A 17,536-nucleotide genomic window follows, 5' to 3' on the forward strand; every position below is an offset into this window, starting at 1 on the left:
TAAATAGCGCAAGCACGGTTCTGAGAGGGGTGTGGTAACAATGGTAGAAGCAGGAAATCGGCCGTGTGATGGCCATCATGATCCTGATAAAGCTAGAGGAACCCATCTACTCGACCAAATGCAATATCAATCGTTTATCTATCCAGCCTGATACACTAAGTTCTTACCCTCTTTCAGCTGGCCCCCCGTTTATACCATGGTCGCTAGAATATTCCTCGCATACCTCACTCAACCCCAAGCGAACTGCTAGACATCAATATGAGGCCGCTGCACGAGATGGGAGAGATAAAGTTTGACTGATTGGGCGGAAAACGCAGGAAATAGCGAGCTATTCACAAGATTTATAACGAAAATCAGGCCTGTTTTAGCCTTTTTTATCTGTGCCTTCTCTCGTGCACAGGTCTTACATATAGCCAGATGGCAAATATCACTTTTTTCGCTGCTTGAATAAGTTTGCCATATCAAAACCAAAGTAACGCAAGCAGGAGATCAATAAAAAAACTGCGGTTGCTTCATCCAGGTTACCGATCCCTGGAATATTATCAGGGATCAATTCCAGCAGGCCAGCCGTCGGATTTAGCAAATAAAGGAGAGAGAGCAGCGCTACAATAACCACCAAAATATTTTTTTGCATGCCGCTCCCCATAAATTCAACCAGACCGGACTCTAAACACCGATACCGACTTCAAGTGTTTCAAACCAATCCAGGAATCGTTTTACATCGGCTCCCCTGTAAAGGCGGCCATGTTGAGGTGCCAAAATCTCTATATCTAACCGGCGCACCCGGCTAATCCAATCATTTTTTGCCCGATTTGATGGCATCCAGCGCTGGTGAAACATTTTCATTTTGGGGATATGCTCGTCAAAATCATCAACAAACATAGGGGCACCATCCGCCTCTAGTGCAGCACCCACGTCACCCGAAAATAAAATCTTGGCTTGTGGATCGTATATGTTGAAGTTACCGGAGGAGTGCAGATAGTGCGCGGGAACCAGTTGCAATGACAAATCACCCAGATCAATTGTGCCGCCATCATCGGGGAGAGGAACGTACTCGATATGATTCAAACCAAAGTGGCGAATAAAGCTTTCCCATAGCCAGGGTGAGTGTAGCTTTGCATTCGGTAAAACCTGATCCCAAAGCCCTAAAGAGGAGATGATATCGGGGTCTTGATGTGATGCGAAAAGGTCGGTAATTTGGTCTACTGACACGTGGTGCAGTGTGGCTGCCAGCATTGATGAAAAAATTTCAATACCGCCGGGATCGATCAGCAGAGCACGGCTTGGTGTAGAAACAAGATACTGGTTGGTATCAATAATTTTTTCTGGCTTGTCTGGATCACGCCCAAAAACAGTCCATTGGTGCTTTCCTTCATAAAGGGTTGTAGCTTTCATTGCAACTCCTAAACTATCGCTTATATATGGCTTGCTTTAACCGTTGCGCATGCTGCAATCGTGAAGAACACTCTTTTACATGCTTTTTTATCACTTCAACCGCCTGTTCAAGATTATCGGCAACCACCCCCAGCCCTTCGCGAAACTCTTCTGCTCGTGATGCTTCTACCCGACAGCTGGATGAGATAGCGGTGGCGGCCCGCATGTCACTGTTAATACTATCCAGCAACTCGGCCAAGTGATCGAGGCGTTTATCGAACTCTCTGCGCAAGGTGATCAAACGGGTGTCAATTTCGGTAACCACCCCTTGGAATGACTTTAATAATGAGGGGTGCTCAACGCGCCTAATAACATCATGCATGCGACGTTTGGCATCGTTGGTACGAATCTCTTGAGAGCAGATCCGCGAGACACTCAATGCCTCCTGATCTATCTGGCGTACCATGGTCAGTGTATGGCGCGCCATATCGTCTATGAAGTTGGTAATAGGCTGAAAACCACGGGCTTTATCACCCGCACGAGCGGCAATAGCCTTGGCATTTTTAGCGCCAATCGAGATCTCTTTAGCAATTTTCATTACCTCGCTCAACTCAGCAGCAATAACAGTGACAGAAACCAGAACCTCGCCTTCAGCCAACTGCTCATCTTTTATTCTAGGCATAGCGCATTATCTTTTTGGTTGTTATATTCGGTATCCATCGGCATCGTCCATTTAGAGATGATCTTTAGCCCAGAGGTTGATCTCAACCTCTAAGAGGCTGTCGGATTGAGGTGATCGTAACGAGGGAAAGCCATTTCGAGTCCATTTTTTTGATCGTTTGAGGCGAATATTGGGCATATTCAACGAAAAGGATCGGAGAAATGGGCCGGAGTGGCTTTTCCGCAGTCGATTCACCCTAAGTCCGACAGTCTCCTGATATGTATTAACTCGCAACTCATTATTCCAGAAGTCTTTTTTTATGGAATAATGATTGTCTAATACCATCGGACTTTATGTATTTACTCGTCAACAATCCATATTATGGATAATTAAGCTGGTGGCGAGTTAATACATAAAGTCTAGCCAAGATAAACTGCAACTACCTTGCCATTTTTACTGTTGCTGTAGGATTATTGATCTCACCTCCGCCAGATCACGGGGAGTGTCCACGCCCAATCCTGGCTGTTCGCTCGCCTCCTCCACATAGATACGCTCACCATTCCATAATACACGCAGCTGCTCCAGTGACTCCATCTGTTCTAGGCTGGAGAGAGGCCAGGTCACATAGCGGCGCAGAAAGCCACACCGGTAACCATACAGGCCGATGTGTCGATAGTGATCCGAACGCTCGGGTAACATCTCGCAGGTGGAAGAGAAGGCATCCCGGTCCCACGGGATAACGGCTCGACTGAAGTAGATGGCATAGTCATTAATGTCACGCACCACCTTGACAACATGGGGATCAAATAGCTCACCCGCCGTGGCAATCCGCTCACAGAGTGTTGAAACACTGGCCTGAGGCCGTTCCGCAAGCCCCTGTGCAACCTGTCGGATCAACGCGGGGGGAATCAGTGGCTCATCACCTTGCACATTGACCACAATCTCATCATCGGCGAGTGATTTTTTTTCAATCACCTCCGAAAGGCGGTCAGTACCCGAGGCGTGATCTGCCGATGTCATGCAGCACTCGCCGCCAAAGCCGCTGACCACATCGGCAATACGCTGATCATCAGTGGCGATAATGACCGATGCAGCACCCGCTTCACTGGCACGTTCATAAACGTGCTGAATCATCGGTTTCCCCGCAATATCAAGCAGTGGTTTGCCTGGCAGCCGACTGGCAGAGTAGCGCGCCGGAATAACCACATGAAATATCATCCAACCTCCTCATCAGCAGGAAGCTGGCGTGCCTCGCCCTCCAGCATCACCGGAATATCATCCTGGATAGGATAAGCCAACCGATCAACCTTGCAGATCAGCTCTCCACTACTTTTTTGATAAACCAAAGGGCCCTTGCAAACAGGACATGCCAAGATATCCAGTAGACGCTTATCCATTATTGATCCTTTTTAGTAGCAGGTTAAGGCGATGCACAAAAACATCATCCAGTTCAGCACTCACCGGCAAAACCCAGTGATGTTCGTTAACAAAATCCTGACATTTTACCGCATCTTTTTCTGTCATAATCACCGGAAGGTCATCTGAAAACTGAATATCAGAAGCATCGAATGGATGGTGATCTGGCATCGGGTGTTCAATAACCTCTAGGCCACTGGCACGCAGCTGATCAAAAAAGCGCTTGGGATTGCCAATTCCAGCAACCCCATGCACCCGGCACCCAGCCAGCGCTTTCAGCGGCTGAACAATATGGGGCTTATCAAGCCGAGCCAGCCGATCACCGCTTAATTTCATGGAAAACTCGTTGCGCCCTGCAACGCCATTAATCACCACCATATCGACACTATTGAGGCGGCTAATCGGTTCACGCAGCGGACCTGCGGGCAGGCAGTGGCCATTGCCGAAACGCCGCACCCCGTCCACCACCACAACTTCAAGATCACGATGCATATCATAGTGTTGCAAACCATCATCAGAGATAATAATGTCACAGTCAGCATGTTTGAGCAGTGCCCGCGCTGCACTGATACGCTGAGGTGCGGCGGCGACTGGGCAACCACAGCGGCGAGCAAGCAGCACTGTTTCGTCCCCTACCATCTGCGGGTCACTGTCACTACGCACCTGCTGCGGCCATTTTTTGGCTTTTCCGCCATAACCACGGCTAATGATTGCCGGCTTGTAACCCTGTGAGCGCAAATGATCCACCATCCAGACAACCAGCGGTGTTTTTCCAGTGCCCCCAACCGAGATATTGCCAATCACAATGATGGGAACATTAACGTGCTGTGGCTTGATCAAACCCAGTCGGTAGACCCACCGTTTCAGCGTTGAGAGCAGACAAAATAGCGCTGACAAAGGGAGTAACAGATAACACCAGGGCGACTGGCCATACCAAATATTTTCAATCTTATTCATTGCGTATCAGTAGTCAGCATCACGGAACTGTAACTTATGCAGTTTTGCATAATAGCCCTGCTGTGCAAGCAGCGCCTGATGAGTCCCACTTTCAACAATACGGCCATCATCCATGACAACAATCTTGTCGGCCTGCTCTATCGTTGAGAGTCGGTGTGCGATGACCAAAGTGGTTCGGTTGCTCATCAGTTGCTCAAGTGCCCGCTGAACCAGGCGTTCTGATTCAGTATCCAGCGCCGAGGTAGCCTCATCAAGAATCAGAATGGGAGCATTTTTTAACAGCGCCCGGGCAATGGCGATGCGCTGACGCTGACCACCTGAGAGCAAAACACCGTTTTCACCCACCATCGTGTTTAACCCCTCAGGCAATTTACGGATAAATTCCATAGCGTTGGCCGCTTCAGCTGCTTGCTCCACCTCCTGCCGAGTTGCCGCACGCAGCGAACCATAAGCAATGTTGTTCGCCACGGTGTCATTAAAGAGCGTTATTTGCTGGGTCACTAGGGCGATACTGTCTCGCAGAGACTCCAGTTGATACGCCTCCAGCCGATGGCCATCAACCACCACCTCACCCTCGGTGGCGGAGTAGAAACGGGGCAGCAGACTCACCAGAGTCGATTTACCAGAGCCTGAACGACCAACAAAAGCGATGGTTTCGCCGGGTTTCGCCTCAAATGAGATTTCGTTAAGCACATTTTCAGCCTGCCCCGGGTAATGAAAGCTCACCTTGCGATACTCAATACCCTGCGTTAAGCGCTCAAGCTTCAACTCACCATGATCCGCTTCTGCCGAGGCATCCACCACCTCAAAAACACTTTCACAGGCCGCAATACCCGCTTGCAATTGCGCATTGATATTGGTTAGTCGCTTGAGTGCCGGCATCATCAGCATCATTGCCGCCATCAAAGACATAAAGGTACCGACACTCACCTCCTCCATCATGTCACCCGAGGTCGCAATATAGATAACCGCCGCCAAGGCAAAGGAGGCGATCAACTGCACCAAGGGCGCATTCATCGCGTTGGCAACGGCCATTTTCATATGTTGGCGGCGGTTGTATTCAACATTTTTGTGGAAAGTCTGATATTCGTGCCCATGTCCACCAAAAATCTTAACGACCCGCTGCCCTTCCACCGACTCCTTCGCTGAATGCAACACATCACCCATGGAGTTTTGAATGTTCCGACTGATCACTCGGAAGCGCCGACTAATTACCGCAACCACCAGCGCAATAATAGGGCCGATCACCAGGAACACCATCGCCAGTTGCCAGTTGAGATAGAACATCCATGCCAATAGCCCCAACACGGTCAAACTATCCTTTACCAACACTGTTAGTACAGTAGTTGATGCTGAATAGATCTGCTCCACATGGTTGATCAATCTTACCGTCAAGTGTGATGAGGTCTGGGTATCAAAGTAACTCACGGGCAGGCGAAGAATGTGGGCAAACATCAACATCCTCAGATCGCGAATAACATTTCGCCCAACCCAGGTCATGCAGTAAGTTGAGATAAAACCAGCCACCCCGCGCAGTAGAAAAATACCCACCAACAGAAAGGGCATCCATTTGATGATTTCGGGATCTTTTTCCACAAAACTGCCGTCCAGTAGCGGCTTCATCAAGGCGACAAAACCGACCTCCGTTCCCGCAATCACCACCATAGTGGTGATTGCCAGAACAAACCCTTTCCAGTAGGGCTTTACATAGCCGAGAAGACGACGATAAACATGGACTGAGGTGTTGTTATTGCTTGGATTATTCATTCACTACTTTTCATCTTGGATGGTGGCAAAAGCGAGCCGGCCAAAGCCGAGTTGACGGCTGGCATCCATCGCCATAATAACCGCCTGGTGGGGCGTCATTGCATCGGCCTTAACAATCACCAGCGGATCTTTGTTACTGCCGGCAACTTCTTGTATAGCGCGTTTAAGAGTGACCAGTTGAGCATTCACCAGTGGACGGTTATTAATAAAGAACTGACCCTGCGCATTAATCGTAATATCGATACTATCAACCTGAATCTCTTTGGGCTCTTCAGAAGAAGTCGGCAAACGAATATTGATCTCCGACTGATCTTGAAAGGTGGTCGAGACCATAAAAAAGATCAGCAGCAGAAACACCACATCAATCAGCGGTGTGAGGTTAACATCCACCTCTTCGCTCTTTTGTGGGCGAAAATTCATGGTTTGGATGCCTCCCGCTCACCATGGATGATCTCAACCAGCTTGATAGACTCCTGCTCCATTTCAATCACTAACGCATCGACCTTAGCGCGGAAGTAGCGATAAAAAATCAGTGTCGGTATCGCTACCGACAAACCGGCGGCCGTGGTTATCAAGGCCTCGGAAATACCACCGGCCAGCACGCCCGGATCACCCACCCCTTCGTGCAAAATGGCGTTAAATACTTTGATCATACCGACAACCGTTCCTAGCAGGCCAAGCAGCGGTGTAATTGAGGCGATGGTGCCTAGTGTCGTCAAATAACGTTCCAGTGAGTGCGCCACATGTCGCCCCGTCTCTTCAATACTCTCCTTCATCACCTCGCGGCTGTGGTTCATATTGACCAGGCCTGAAGACAGCACCGCACCCAAAGCCGATGATTTACGCAGCGTGGCCAGTTTTTCAGCATTCAGCTGTTTCGATTTTTTCCAGCCCCAAATCTGAGCGACCAGATGTTCAGGGATGATGCGACTCTTGCGCAGCGCCCACAAACGCTCTCCAATCAGCGCCATTGCCAACACAGAGCACAACATAATCGGCCACATCAACCAGCCACCTGACTTAATAATTTCTAGCACCTAGATACTCCTAAAACGGTGATAAATTAAAATGTAGATACAACCCTATGCGACAAATACCCTTTTTCAATGGCGATGCCACAAACGCCTCATACGCAAGCGAAACTCTTCTACTGCAAGGATACCCTGTTGGGGAGAAATCTTAAACTGTATAGCACCACTCTCAGCATTATTTAACTGTTTTACCTGCTGCACGGCAAAGCGCTGCATCACATCTGCATGAGGAAATCGATATCGATTGCGATAACCCGTAGCATAAAGCACATACTGGGGTGAAACCGCTTCGATAAAGCGAGCAGATGAGGAGCTATTACTGCCATGATGCCCCGCCACCAAAATATCACTCGCCAGGCTGTCACTAAACTGATCCACCAGCAGCTGCTCAACTCGTCTTTCAATATCACCCACAATCAACACAGCACCACCAGAAGATTGAATGTGCAACACACATGAACGGTTATTATCACCTCGCCATTGTGTGGGTTCTTGCGGGTGAAGAAATGAAAACTGAACCCTATCCCATGCCCATTGATAACCTGCCTGGCAGCTTCGGTGTCGGTCATCCATAAAGCGTTCAATATCCGGCGTCAGAAGCTCCTCCACCACAACCCCTTCAAGTAGTGAGGCCACCCCACCCGAGTGATCCCTGTCATCATGACTAACCACTAGGCGGTCAACACGGGAGATCCCCTGTGACCGCAGGTAAGGCAGCAACACCATCTTTGAGCTATCCATCCGCCCACTGGCAGCCCCGGCATCGTAGATCAGAGTGTGATTAGCCGTCTCGACCACTACCGATAACCCTTGCCCGACATCAAGCAGTGTAAACCAAAGTTCGCCATCACTCGGGCGTGGTAGCGGAACCAGCAAGATCGGTACAATCCACAACAAGCCAACCCAGCGCCCCGGCCAGCCACGGGGAGCAAGCAGTATGCACACACCAAGCAAGGCACAAAACAGTGTCCATAGCGGCGGCTGTTGCTGAGTCCACTGTGCAAACGGCCAATTTGCAATTGCCTGCAGTAGTGGCCATAGCCACAGAAAGAGTTGATTGACCACCAGAAGCAGTCCACCACTCAGCACACTACTCAGCGGCATCAATATCACCGCCAGCAGCACCAGTGGAACCACCAGCAAACCAATCACCGGCACGGCGATAAAATTAGCCACAAAAGAGTAGAGTGGAACTTGCAGAAAGGCAAACAGCAGCAGCGGGGCTAAGCCAATGCCGATAATCCAATGTATTCGAGCATAGCGCCAAATGAGTCCACGGGTGTGAGAGCGCCCGCCCATGCTGTAGACAATAACGGCAACGGCTGCAAAAGAGAGCCAAAAGCCCATTGAGAGTGTCGAAAATGGGTCGATCAACAGCACCACAAGCCACGCCAGCGCCAACACGGGTGCAACCGCTATCTGGCGCTGTAACAACACCGCACCCAGCGCCACCGCTAGCATAATCAATGCGCGTTGGGTAGGAATAGCAAAGCCTGCCATGGCCGCATAAAACAGTGCGGCAAGCAACCCCGCCACTGCCGCCGCTTTCCTGGCGGGCAGTCGCAAGCAGAGTGCTGCCGACAGTCGCCAGAGTCTCGCGACAATCAACATCGCCATCCCGGCCACCAGCCCAATATGAAGCCCGGAGATCGCCATGAGGTGATTAGTGCCGGTTGCGGTAAGCACCTGCCACTGCGGGTCGCTCATCTGCTGGCGCATACCTATCGAGAGCGCTTTGATCATACCGGCATACTCACTCTCTGGGAGTGCCTGATCAATTTTTTCACTTACCCCATGACGGTAACGATCCACCCAGTGTCCACGGCTTGCCGCTAAACGTTGATTGGCATCCCGGTCATTTTTCCCACTACGCACATACCCTTTCGCACGTATTTTTTTCTGGAACAGCCACCCTTCGTAATCAAACCCGCCAGGATTCATAAAGCCATTAGGTTTTTTCAACCGCACCTTAAGTTGCCAGCGCTCTCCTATTTGCAGATCAGGCACCTGACCGTACCAATTGAGTTGAATCAACCCCAGTGGCCGAGTAATTTGCGGGTGAGCATCAGCAGAGAAGAGAAAGCGTAATCCACGTTCACGTGGCTCGGGAATCGAGGCAACTTCACCACTGATCAGCAAATCCTGCCCTTCATGGGCATCATCAATCCCTTGATGCAGCCACCATGCGGCATGCCCCGCACACCACAACATCCCCAACATTACCCACAGTGACCATTGCAAGCGTTTGCACCACTTGAGCGCCAAAAGAGCCACCGCAAACAGCAGCAACCAGTACCCCGACGGAAGCTGAGAAAACTGCTGTAAAATCAAAATACCTAAAGAAAAACAGGCAATCCTTGCCAACATGGTTCCGATCCATCAGAAAATATGGATAATAGGCTAGCACTATTACCCCTATACCCATAAAAAACGTAAGTAGGATGCCCCGGAAATTTATCAAACGACTGTTACCTCATCACTCTGAGGTTAAGAAACATAAATACCTTAAGCATCTGGGTAGTCACCTGCACGACCCCAATTTGTGGCATCTGAACCGCCACTCGGTCTCCAAAGCCGTTGCGGTCGGCCTGTTCATCATGTACATCCCTCTCCCGTTTCAAATGTTACTGGCCGCCATCACTGCGATTTGGTTGCGCGTCAACCTGCCAATTGCAGTGGCGGTTGTCTGGATAAGCAACCCGATCACCATGCCTGCAATGTATTACGCTGCTTATCGGCTGGGTGCCTGGCTTATGGGGATACCGCCGCAAAATCTTGAGTTTGAGGTTTCATTTGAGTGGCTCGCACAGAGCCTCAATGGTGTTATGGAACCGCTGTTACTCGGCTGTTTTTTGACCGGAGCAATACTTGCCACTCTAGGTTACTTATCGACCCAGTTACTTTGGCGAGTAATGGTTATGCGCAGCATCAACCGGCGCAAAGAGCGCCCCCCCAAAGCCCCCTAAAACGAAAGACTCCATACTTTCAGTGAGACCTTTGCACCCATAGATACACGGATGCAAAAGCTTCTCAGCACCCTAACCCCAAATAGAAAAGCGATATAATGTGTAAGCATTTGGTTTCATAGTGAAATGGACAACAATAGGCCGCACCCATAAGACATGAAATTATTTCTTGTGAAATTCAGTGGATGAAATAGAAGACATATTTATATGTAGAGGTTAGGGCTGTATTCAACCCGGATATTTTATAAGTTTGCGCAAAAATCATGCGGGCGATTGGCTTTTTTAGAGGGGCCCTCCGAACAAGCGCCGTATCGGTGGCTACAGAACGATAGAGGGAGTGTCCCCCCTGAAATGCCATAAACAAGTGAAAATACACAGCTTAATTTGCCCCCTCTAAAACGAAGGCCCAAGCCCTTTCAATCATTAACCGCACCTCAATCGCCTGAAGGCGGGGGGGGTACGAACCCCCTTATCGGGGCTTTACAAGGTGATTTTACTCTACTTTAATCGCCTCCTCGAGTGAGCTATCGCTATTCAACATCTCTTCAAACCGTGAAAATTCTGCAGACTCCAACACACCACTTTTATCCCCATCAATATCATCCCATATTTTAGATAGTACAGAATCAGACGATGCTTCATCGACGCTGATTACTCCATTACTATCCGTATCCAGCTTCTCAAAATAGCTACTTTCAGCAGCGAAAACAGCGACCGGGGTCAGTGCGAGTATAAGTGCAGCGATGCTTAATAAATTTTTCATTGTTCAATCTCCTATACTGTGTCATTGATGCTTAACATAACGCCCGAATAAATGTGATCCTTTCACACTTCGGGCTAACTAAACTCCCTGATAGAAAAAACATTCCCCATCAGAGAGTGCTATTTATAGCGACTTACAAGCATGACAACCGTGAAGCACTTCTCACTTTAAAAATACCATATCTTATTGATTATATTTAATAAAATAATGTATAAACTCATTAAACCCCCAGCAGTTACCTGCCATACAGCCACTGCCTGTCGAATGAAACCGGGTAAAATAAACACCGACACATTTTTATTGTTTTCTCCTCTACTCCACATCGCAGCTTAGGGTACAATCAGCCACTACTTCGCGATTACTTTAAAAGAGTCATGACCTAACTCGGAATTCGATATGGACCAACTATCAAAACTACTGCAACAGATGATTGCCATGGGTGCATCTGATCTCTTCATTTCTGCCGATCGTCCTGCCACCTTCAGGGTGCTTGGCAAAATACAGCCTCCGGTGGGCACTGCCATCAGTTCAGATAAAATTGAAAAAATGTCACGTCTGTTGATGATGGAGGAGCATTATGATGCCTTCCAGAAAAACCCGGATATCAACATCGGTGTATCGCTCCCCCAGGTGGGACGTTTTCGTATCAATATATTCAAACAACGCCACTCAATTGCCATGGTCATTCGTGCGATCCCCTCCAGCATTCCCAGCATAACCGAGCTGGGGCTCCCCCAGGTGATGGAAAAAGTATCGATGTTGCATAATGGCCTGGTACTTATTGTGGGGCCTGCGGGTACCGGGAAGTCATCCACATTAGCCTCGATGATTAAACATCGCACAGAGCAAGACCTTTGCCATGTCATCACCCTGGAAGATCCCATAGAGTACATATTTGAGGCGGGTGACAGCATCGTAAACCAGCGTGAAATCGGCGTAGACACCACCTCATACCATCAAGGATTGGTCAATGTGCTGCGTCAATCTCCGGATGTAATGATGATCGGTGAGGTGCGTGAAGCGGCTGTATTGGAGAAACTGCTGGAGTTCAGTGATACCGGCCACCTCTGCATATCCACCATGCACGCTAACGGCGTTAGCCAGGCCATTGACCGCATGGTTGCCATGTTCCCGGAGGAGCGACGCGCCCGGGTTCTGACTGCTTTGGCTGGCAACCTCAGCACCATCATTTTACAACAGCTGGTGCCTGCAAAAAACGGCAAACAGGTGCTAGCGTATGAGATACACTCATTTACCGCTCACACCGCTGACCTGATTCGTCGAGGGACCACAGACAAAATCCAGGAGTACATCCAGAAAGATACTTCAGAGATGAGTCAAACACTGGATGATACGCTCTTTGACCTCTTCCAAGCGGGGGAGATCAGTGAGGAGACAACCATTCGTTATGCACACTCGGGGGGGAATATGAAATTGAAAATTCGCTTGGCTCGAAAATCAACTGCGCAGGTCGCAAACGCAGCGGGATAATAAAACGAGAAACCAAACAATGCCACAACCTCTCTTTGCTACTTTTGTCGAAGCAGATGCTCTCGCCAGCCAACTCAACAACCCTCGGTTACAAACCATTGATATGTCGGCACCCGAGCGCTATAGCGAAAGCCATATAGCGGGGGCTGCTCACCTCGATTACACCCAAATCATCAGGCAGCAGCCGCCTATTTTAGGGCTACTGCCCAACTTCAAGCAACTGCAAACACTGTTTTCAAATATCGGCCTGCGTAACGATGCTCATATTGTGGTGTATGACGCTGAAGGGAGTGGAAAAGCCGCTCGTCTACTCTGGACTCTGGCCGCTTGTGGCTTTAATAATATATCCATCCTCAATGGCGGCCGTAGTGCCTGGCAAGCCGGGAACTACCCGATGGAGAGTGCGTGTAACCCGTGGCCCGCCAGTCACTTTAAGCTCACCCCCAACCCAGAGGTAATTGCAGACAAAGCCTACATACTTTCCCACTTGAATGACCCTAAAATAACCCTTCTCGATGCCCGCAGTCCCGCCGAATATTGTGGTGATGACCTGCGTGCAGCCCGAGGTGGTCACATCCCGGGGGCGAAAAATCTGGACTGGAGCCTCACCTTTAATTCGCAGCACGACCTACGCCTGAAGTCGGCAACCGTGCTTGAGGCACTTATGACAGAGCGCCGCATCTACCGTGAAAATGAGATCATCGTCCACTGCCAGAGCCACCATCGCTCTGCACTAATGTATGCCATCCTAAAGTTTTTGGGGTACCCCAGAGTGCGGGGCTATCACGGCTCATGGTCTGAGTGGGGAAACTGCAACGATACGCCAATCGAGGTGTAGATAACTATCTATCGTACAAAACTCTCTTAATTGGTTTTGGCGACAGCAGGGTCAAATTGTTTTTTTGTGGGGTAATCTGCCTGCCCTTATCGCCCTCTTCCATCTGCCACACCACGTCAGGGCGCAGATAATTGACACAGCGGATATCAGGCGTTGCAATCACCAGTGTCAGCTTGCACTTCCCCTGTACTGTTCGCAACGCCTCTCGGGCCAGTGGATCATAAAGAAATGCTGCATCATCCACCAATAACAGCCCGGGACGAGAAGCGAGAGCTCGCGCCAGACGAACCCTTGCCGCCAATGCTGAAGGCAGATCCTTACCTGTCTGATCGAGACGTTGCTTGCGAGCCACTCGGGCATCAGTACCCGTGAGCTGACACAAGCGACAGATATGGCGCAATCGACGCCGCTTGATCGGTGCCGCATAACGCAAATTACGCAATAGAGAGCCGCGCATCAACGCAAACTCTGGTGTCACCAGGTGCACCCGCTTGCTCAGCGAGGTCAAATCGATTTTACGCAGTTTTAAACCGGCAATACTCACCTCACCCATGCCGTTACTCGCCTGCAAAAAATGGCGTAACAGGTGGGATTTGCCCGTTCCAGAAGCACCCACCAGGGCCACCGTACTGCCTGCCGGCGCATGCAGAGGAGCTGTCACCTGTATGCCCGAACGACTCAGTGACCGAATATCAATTGCCAGCGGCTCACCTCTGGGCAGCGCCCGGCGGCCACGGCGTGATAACCGAGCCTGCTTAGCCGTTTTCATCAGCTGCAACAGACGACGACGGGCAACAATATAGTTAATCAACTGATCCAGACTACGCACCAGCCCGGTGAGCGAAACAGAGAGCAGCGAAAGCGTAAACAACAGCGTAGTCCATGAACCGGGTTGCTGCATAGGTAACGGATAGCCCCGAGCCAGCAACAGGCTCACCCAGGCCACCGATGCTGGCACCACAATTACTGTTAACGCGGTAAGCAGGCTAAGAATCCGAGTGCGCGCTACACTGGCACGCATCAATGCCTGGTTCTGTTTATCCACACGTCCCGCTTCACTGCGATAGCGGCCCATATGTGCCACCGTCGAGGCGCTCAGCACCAGATCCCCCAACTGTGAAGAGAGCTTACCACGCAAACGACGCAGCTCTTGTGCCAGTTGAAAAAGTTTGGACGCCACTGGCGGTATCAATAGCGCCATAAACACCAGACAAGCGACCCCAATATGCAGAGCCAACTGTGTATCGATGGCCGCCAGCCCCGCAAAGCTAGCTACCAAGGTAGCGGTAGCGACCATTGCTGTGGCAAGTCCCTGAGAGACCCACTCTCGCACCGCCGACAGATCACCCATCATGCGTGCCATGGTGGTACCTAAGCGTTGTGGTTGTGCGCCACCACTCGCCACCACACAGCTGCGCAGCAACACCAAGCGCAACGTATTACTATAATCCATCCCCAACCGTTCCGAGATACTGTTCGCCCCCCAGTGAGCCAGTGCGATCACCACCGCACTGAACACCAGAGCCAGAGAGAGGTACCCCGGCAGACTGGTTGGCCCGCTGGCATGCAAAACAATCAGCAGCTCGCGGAACAACATCGCCACCGCGAACAGCGCCAACGCTTCAATAATGGATAAACTGACCAAGCGGACAAACCACTGCTTTCTCCGTCCGGCGAATAGCAGCGGCAGCTTCATAGTGCTTCGCAAAGCTCCTCAGTTTCAAGTGCTTGCAGCCACTGCTCCGCCACTTCTCCCTGAGCCAAGGCATCTGAGGTGTAACAAGGCAAACCCGTCACTTGTTCAGCCTCACGACTGGCCAGCGGTGAGGCAGTCACTTTACCGCTAACACCCAACACCAAGCCAAAGCGCTGTAGCCATGCAACCCCGGCGGCAGCTCCGGTAGAACCATCCGCAGCATAAACGTAGCCATTCACCAGATTTTGCATCTGCGAACTTTGAATTAACCCTGAACTCTCTTGCTGATAAATACCATCTGCGATCTCCATCACAATCACATCACACTGTTTTGCAGCCAAGTGTGATACCAGGCGGTGAGTCGCCTCGTGTAATTGTGGCAACGGTGTCATAAAGGTACTGGAGATGCCTGCATCGGTAAAATCCACTGCCTCGGTAGCACCCGCATCATGCATTTTCCATAGGTCTCCACCCGCTCCAGTACCGGTAATTTTAACGGCACCCACCCGATAACCTTTTTGCGTAAGACCCCGCACCAAGCTAACCACCGTGGTGGTTTTACCGGCATTCATACTACTACCGACCACGGCAATCACTTTGGGAGTATCGCTCACCACCTGCTCTGCCACTTTATAGCGGGAGAGATTAATCACTTTACCATCTGCCCCACATACCAGGCCGATGGGTCTAATACGGGTAGGCGCTCTTATCCGGGTGCTCCAGCTCAGGGCTTTAGAGGCAATCCCTCCGGCGGCTACCAAGTCGCAGCGCCCCATATCCTCAGGAACTACCGCCTCGTATTGATCCGGCGCATAGCGGTTACCATAGGCCACCAGAACCTCATCACCTTTATGTAAAATTGAACGGCGACCAGTGGTTAACTCCAATGCTTTATGATTACCGACCTTCTCCACTCGCGCCAATACCAGGTCACCACTGTTAATTTGTGTAGGCTCACTATCCAGCAGACGAATCTGATCCAGTACAACATTGCGTGTAACAAATGCGCGCTTCGCACTATTGATGCGATTATTATCGATTACGGTCATCATGATCTCTCTCCAGCTGTACATTGAATTTAAGTGAACTTACACCCTAAACAACGCGCCACTTCAAAATTTATTCCGTGCAATAGATAAAAAATATTGTGATTGAATTTCACACGAAACATCTTCTCCACAAACAACAAGAGCTAAGGCTGTTGGTGAGCATGGAACAATCTGAAATATTAAAAGCACGGGGAGAGATAGTGTCTCGAAAACGAGATCTACCACACTAGACTTTATGTATTAACTCGCCACCAGCTTAATTATCCATAATATGGATTGTTGGCGAGTAAATACATAAAGTCCGATGGTATTAGACAATCATTATTCCATAAAAAAGACTTCTGGAATAATGAGTTGCGAGTTAATACATATCAGGAGGCTGTCGGACTGAGGGTGAATCGACTGCGGAAAAGCCACTCAGGCCCCTTTCTCCGATCCTTATCGTTGAATATGCCCAATATTCGCCTCAAACGATCAAAAAAATGGACTCAAAATGGCTTTCCCTCGCTACGATCACCTCAGTCCGACAGCCTCCTAGCCCGAGTCGCTCATGAATTTGAGCAAAGATCACGCAGAGGGTTGGTTTCACAGGAAAGCCAAAAAAATCCCGTATCAGTGATTACGGGCGAAAGAGCGGATGCTTCCTGTGGAATCAACAGATAAGGAAAGTTGTGCAAAATGGATAAAAAATGGACTCACCATTAGTTATTTTTGGCGCCTTGGTCAATCCACATTTTGATGGTATTAACCTCACCCTCACTCAGGGGTTTGTTACCTGAGCCGTGGGGCATTTTCAAGGAGGGATCGGCATTGCCGCTAATCAACCGCACCAAAGTACTTGAAACACTGCTACCAGAATCGATAACCGGGCCAAAATGAGTACCTTTCATCAGGTTTTCGTAAGAGGTCATATTAAGTCCATTTTTAACAAAACCCGCCCCCCCTTCAACGTGGCATTTGAGGCAGTTATCATTCAGGATAGGTTGCACATCTTTACTGAAGCTCACCTGTGATTCACCCGAACATCCCACGACCAGCGCCATCAGGCCTACAGGAACCAGAGTGAGTGCCATTTTAATCTTGCTCATTGCCTATCCTCCATTAATATTAATTTTCCAAGGGGATTTTCAGTGAAAAGCCACCCGTATCATGATGTTTAATTTGGACTAATACTAAACCAATCACAATAAAAAATCCCAGCATTTTACCATATCCACCTTAGTTTCAGCCGGCGCAAGGATTCCACTCCTCGATAAATAGACTTTGAGCGCTTTGCACGAGTGAATCAACCCCCTCTGCAGCCTCTTTATTTCCTGTAATGCTGTAAATTAAAATTGTTTGATGTAGAATCAAACTCAATGGATATCGGTGTGTGATAAGTCAACTGCTCGATAGCTTATCTAGACTTTATGTATTAACTCGCCACCAGCTTAATTATCCATAATATGGATTGTTGACGAGTAAATACATAAAGTCCGATGGTATTAGACAATCATTATTCCATAAAAAAAGACTTCTGGAATAATG

The 17,536-nt window shown here is 49.5% G+C and carries 17 protein-coding genes; 3 read left to right on the forward strand and 14 right to left on the reverse strand.

Annotated elements, in window-relative coordinates:
* Positions 1 to 427: 427 nt before the first annotated feature.
* The 10 genes from L3J94_11360 to L3J94_11405 form a co-directional block, all read right to left on the reverse strand.
* Positions 428 to 634, reverse strand: a complete 207-nt coding sequence (locus tag L3J94_11360) for a DUF1232 domain-containing protein (protein MCF6219324.1) — start codon at positions 632 to 634, stop codon at positions 428 to 430.
* Positions 635 to 666: 32 nt separating this feature from the next.
* On the reverse strand, positions 667 to 1,395 hold the full coding sequence (locus L3J94_11365; protein ID MCF6219325.1) for an FprA family A-type flavoprotein: 729 nt from the start codon (positions 1,393 to 1,395) through the stop codon (positions 667 to 669).
* A 13-nt stretch (positions 1,396 to 1,408) separates the two neighbouring features.
* On the reverse strand, positions 1,409 to 2,056 hold the full coding sequence (locus tag L3J94_11370) for a chemotaxis protein (GenBank protein MCF6219326.1): 648 nt from the start codon (positions 2,054 to 2,056) through the stop codon (positions 1,409 to 1,411).
* 432 nt (positions 2,057 to 2,488) lie between these two features.
* A complete protein-coding gene (kdsB, locus tag L3J94_11375; protein MCF6219327.1) occupies positions 2,489 to 3,253 on the reverse strand; it encodes a 3-deoxy-manno-octulosonate cytidylyltransferase in 765 nt (254 codons plus the stop codon).
* Positions 3,250 to 3,432: a Trm112 family protein gene (locus L3J94_11380; GenBank protein MCF6219328.1), complete on the reverse strand. Its 183-nt coding sequence runs from the start codon at positions 3,430 to 3,432 to the stop codon at positions 3,250 to 3,252. The genes kdsB and L3J94_11380 overlap by 4 nt, the downstream gene beginning before the upstream one ends.
* Entirely contained in the window at positions 3,425 to 4,408 is a 984-nt protein-coding gene (lpxK, locus tag L3J94_11385; GenBank protein ID MCF6219329.1) for a tetraacyldisaccharide 4'-kinase, read from the reverse strand. The genes L3J94_11380 and lpxK overlap by 8 nt, the downstream gene beginning before the upstream one ends.
* 6 nt (positions 4,409 to 4,414) lie before the next feature.
* On the reverse strand, positions 4,415 to 6,175 hold the full coding sequence (gene msbA / locus L3J94_11390; protein ID MCF6219330.1) for a lipid A export permease/ATP-binding protein MsbA: 1,761 nt from the start codon (positions 6,173 to 6,175) through the stop codon (positions 4,415 to 4,417).
* A gap of 3 nt (positions 6,176 to 6,178) precedes the next feature.
* Entirely contained in the window at positions 6,179 to 6,595 is a 417-nt protein-coding gene (locus tag L3J94_11395; GenBank protein MCF6219331.1) for a biopolymer transporter ExbD, read from the reverse strand.
* Positions 6,592 to 7,212, reverse strand: coding sequence for a MotA/TolQ/ExbB proton channel family protein (locus L3J94_11400; GenBank protein ID MCF6219332.1), 621 nt, complete (start codon positions 7,210 to 7,212; stop codon positions 6,592 to 6,594). Before L3J94_11400 ends, L3J94_11395 begins: the two co-directional genes overlap by 4 nt.
* Before the next feature lie 66 nt (positions 7,213 to 7,278).
* Positions 7,279 to 9,573: a DNA internalization-related competence protein ComEC/Rec2 gene (locus L3J94_11405; GenBank protein ID MCF6219333.1), complete on the reverse strand. Its 2,295-nt coding sequence runs from the start codon at positions 9,571 to 9,573 to the stop codon at positions 7,279 to 7,281.
* Between the two features lie 74 nt (positions 9,574 to 9,647).
* Here L3J94_11405 and L3J94_11410 point away from each other — a divergent pair, with 74 nt between their 5' ends.
* The gene (locus L3J94_11410; protein ID MCF6219334.1) at positions 9,648 to 10,172 is read left to right on the forward strand and encodes a DUF2062 domain-containing protein; all 525 of its coding nucleotides are present in this window, start codon (positions 9,648 to 9,650) and stop codon (positions 10,170 to 10,172) included.
* Between the two features lie 493 nt (positions 10,173 to 10,665).
* Here the strand turns inward: L3J94_11410 and L3J94_11415 are convergent, their stop codons facing one another.
* Positions 10,666 to 10,935, reverse strand: a complete 270-nt coding sequence (locus L3J94_11415) for a hypothetical protein (GenBank protein MCF6219335.1) — start codon at positions 10,933 to 10,935, stop codon at positions 10,666 to 10,668.
* A gap of 396 nt (positions 10,936 to 11,331) precedes the next feature.
* Here L3J94_11415 and L3J94_11420 point away from each other — a divergent pair, with 396 nt between their 5' ends.
* Positions 11,332 to 12,426, forward strand: coding sequence for a PilT/PilU family type 4a pilus ATPase (locus L3J94_11420; GenBank protein ID MCF6219336.1), 1,095 nt, complete (start codon positions 11,332 to 11,334; stop codon positions 12,424 to 12,426).
* Positions 12,427 to 12,445: 19 nt separating this feature from the next.
* Positions 12,446 to 13,264 (forward strand): sulfurtransferase, encoded by an 819-nt coding sequence (locus L3J94_11425; GenBank protein MCF6219337.1) that lies wholly within the window; start codon positions 12,446 to 12,448, stop codon positions 13,262 to 13,264.
* Between the two features lie 4 nt (positions 13,265 to 13,268).
* Here the strand turns inward: L3J94_11425 and L3J94_11430 are convergent, their stop codons facing one another.
* The 3 genes from L3J94_11430 to L3J94_11440 form a co-directional block, all read right to left on the reverse strand.
* The gene (locus L3J94_11430) at positions 13,269 to 14,960 is read right to left on the reverse strand and encodes an ABC transporter ATP-binding protein/permease (GenBank protein MCF6219338.1); all 1,692 of its coding nucleotides are present in this window, start codon (positions 14,958 to 14,960) and stop codon (positions 13,269 to 13,271) included.
* Positions 14,957 to 16,012: a molybdopterin-guanine dinucleotide biosynthesis protein MobB gene (locus L3J94_11435; protein ID MCF6219339.1), complete on the reverse strand. Its 1,056-nt coding sequence runs from the start codon at positions 16,010 to 16,012 to the stop codon at positions 14,957 to 14,959. Before L3J94_11435 ends, L3J94_11430 begins: the two co-directional genes overlap by 4 nt.
* A 698-nt stretch (positions 16,013 to 16,710) precedes the next feature.
* On the reverse strand, positions 16,711 to 17,097 hold the full coding sequence (locus tag L3J94_11440) for a hypothetical protein (GenBank protein MCF6219340.1): 387 nt from the start codon (positions 17,095 to 17,097) through the stop codon (positions 16,711 to 16,713).
* Positions 17,098 to 17,536 lie beyond the last annotated feature (439 nt).

Source organism: Gammaproteobacteria bacterium (assembly GCA_021647245.1).
In the GTDB taxonomy this organism is placed as follows: domain Bacteria; phylum Pseudomonadota; class Gammaproteobacteria; order RBG-16-57-12; family RBG-16-57-12; genus JAFLJP01.

Excerpts from the sequence above, each read along its gene's own strand:
- L3J94_11360 (MCF6219324.1), bottom strand. The coding sequence starts at position 634 with ATGCAAAAAAATATTTTGGTGGTTATTGTAGCGCTGCTCTCTCTCCTT.
- L3J94_11365 (MCF6219325.1), bottom strand. The coding sequence starts at position 1,395 with ATGAAAGCTACAACCCTTTATGAAGGAAAGCACCAATGGACTGTTTTT.
- L3J94_11370 (MCF6219326.1), bottom strand. The coding sequence starts at position 2,056 with ATGCCTAGAATAAAAGATGAGCAGTTGGCTGAAGGCGAGGTTCTGGTT.
- kdsB (MCF6219327.1), bottom strand. The coding sequence starts at position 3,253 with ATGATATTTCATGTGGTTATTCCGGCGCGCTACTCTGCCAGTCGGCTG.
- L3J94_11380 (MCF6219328.1), bottom strand. The coding sequence starts at position 3,432 with ATGGATAAGCGTCTACTGGATATCTTGGCATGTCCTGTTTGCAAGGGC.
- lpxK (MCF6219329.1), bottom strand. The coding sequence starts at position 4,408 with ATGAATAAGATTGAAAATATTTGGTATGGCCAGTCGCCCTGGTGTTAT.
- msbA (MCF6219330.1), bottom strand. The coding sequence starts at position 6,175 with ATGAATAATCCAAGCAATAACAACACCTCAGTCCATGTTTATCGTCGT.
- L3J94_11395 (MCF6219331.1), bottom strand. The coding sequence starts at position 6,595 with ATGAATTTTCGCCCACAAAAGAGCGAAGAGGTGGATGTTAACCTCACA.
- L3J94_11405 (MCF6219333.1), bottom strand. The coding sequence starts at position 9,573 with ATGTTGGCAAGGATTGCCTGTTTTTCTTTAGGTATTTTGATTTTACAG.
- L3J94_11410 (MCF6219334.1), top strand. The coding sequence starts at position 9,648 with ATGCCCCGGAAATTTATCAAACGACTGTTACCTCATCACTCTGAGGTT.
- L3J94_11415 (MCF6219335.1), bottom strand. The coding sequence starts at position 10,935 with ATGAAAAATTTATTAAGCATCGCTGCACTTATACTCGCACTGACCCCG.
- L3J94_11420 (MCF6219336.1), top strand. The coding sequence starts at position 11,332 with ATGGACCAACTATCAAAACTACTGCAACAGATGATTGCCATGGGTGCA.
- L3J94_11425 (MCF6219337.1), top strand. The coding sequence starts at position 12,446 with ATGCCACAACCTCTCTTTGCTACTTTTGTCGAAGCAGATGCTCTCGCC.
- L3J94_11430 (MCF6219338.1), bottom strand. The coding sequence starts at position 14,960 with ATGAAGCTGCCGCTGCTATTCGCCGGACGGAGAAAGCAGTGGTTTGTC.
- L3J94_11435 (MCF6219339.1), bottom strand. The coding sequence starts at position 16,012 with ATGATGACCGTAATCGATAATAATCGCATCAATAGTGCGAAGCGCGCA.
- L3J94_11440 (MCF6219340.1), bottom strand. The coding sequence starts at position 17,097 with ATGAGCAAGATTAAAATGGCACTCACTCTGGTTCCTGTAGGCCTGATG.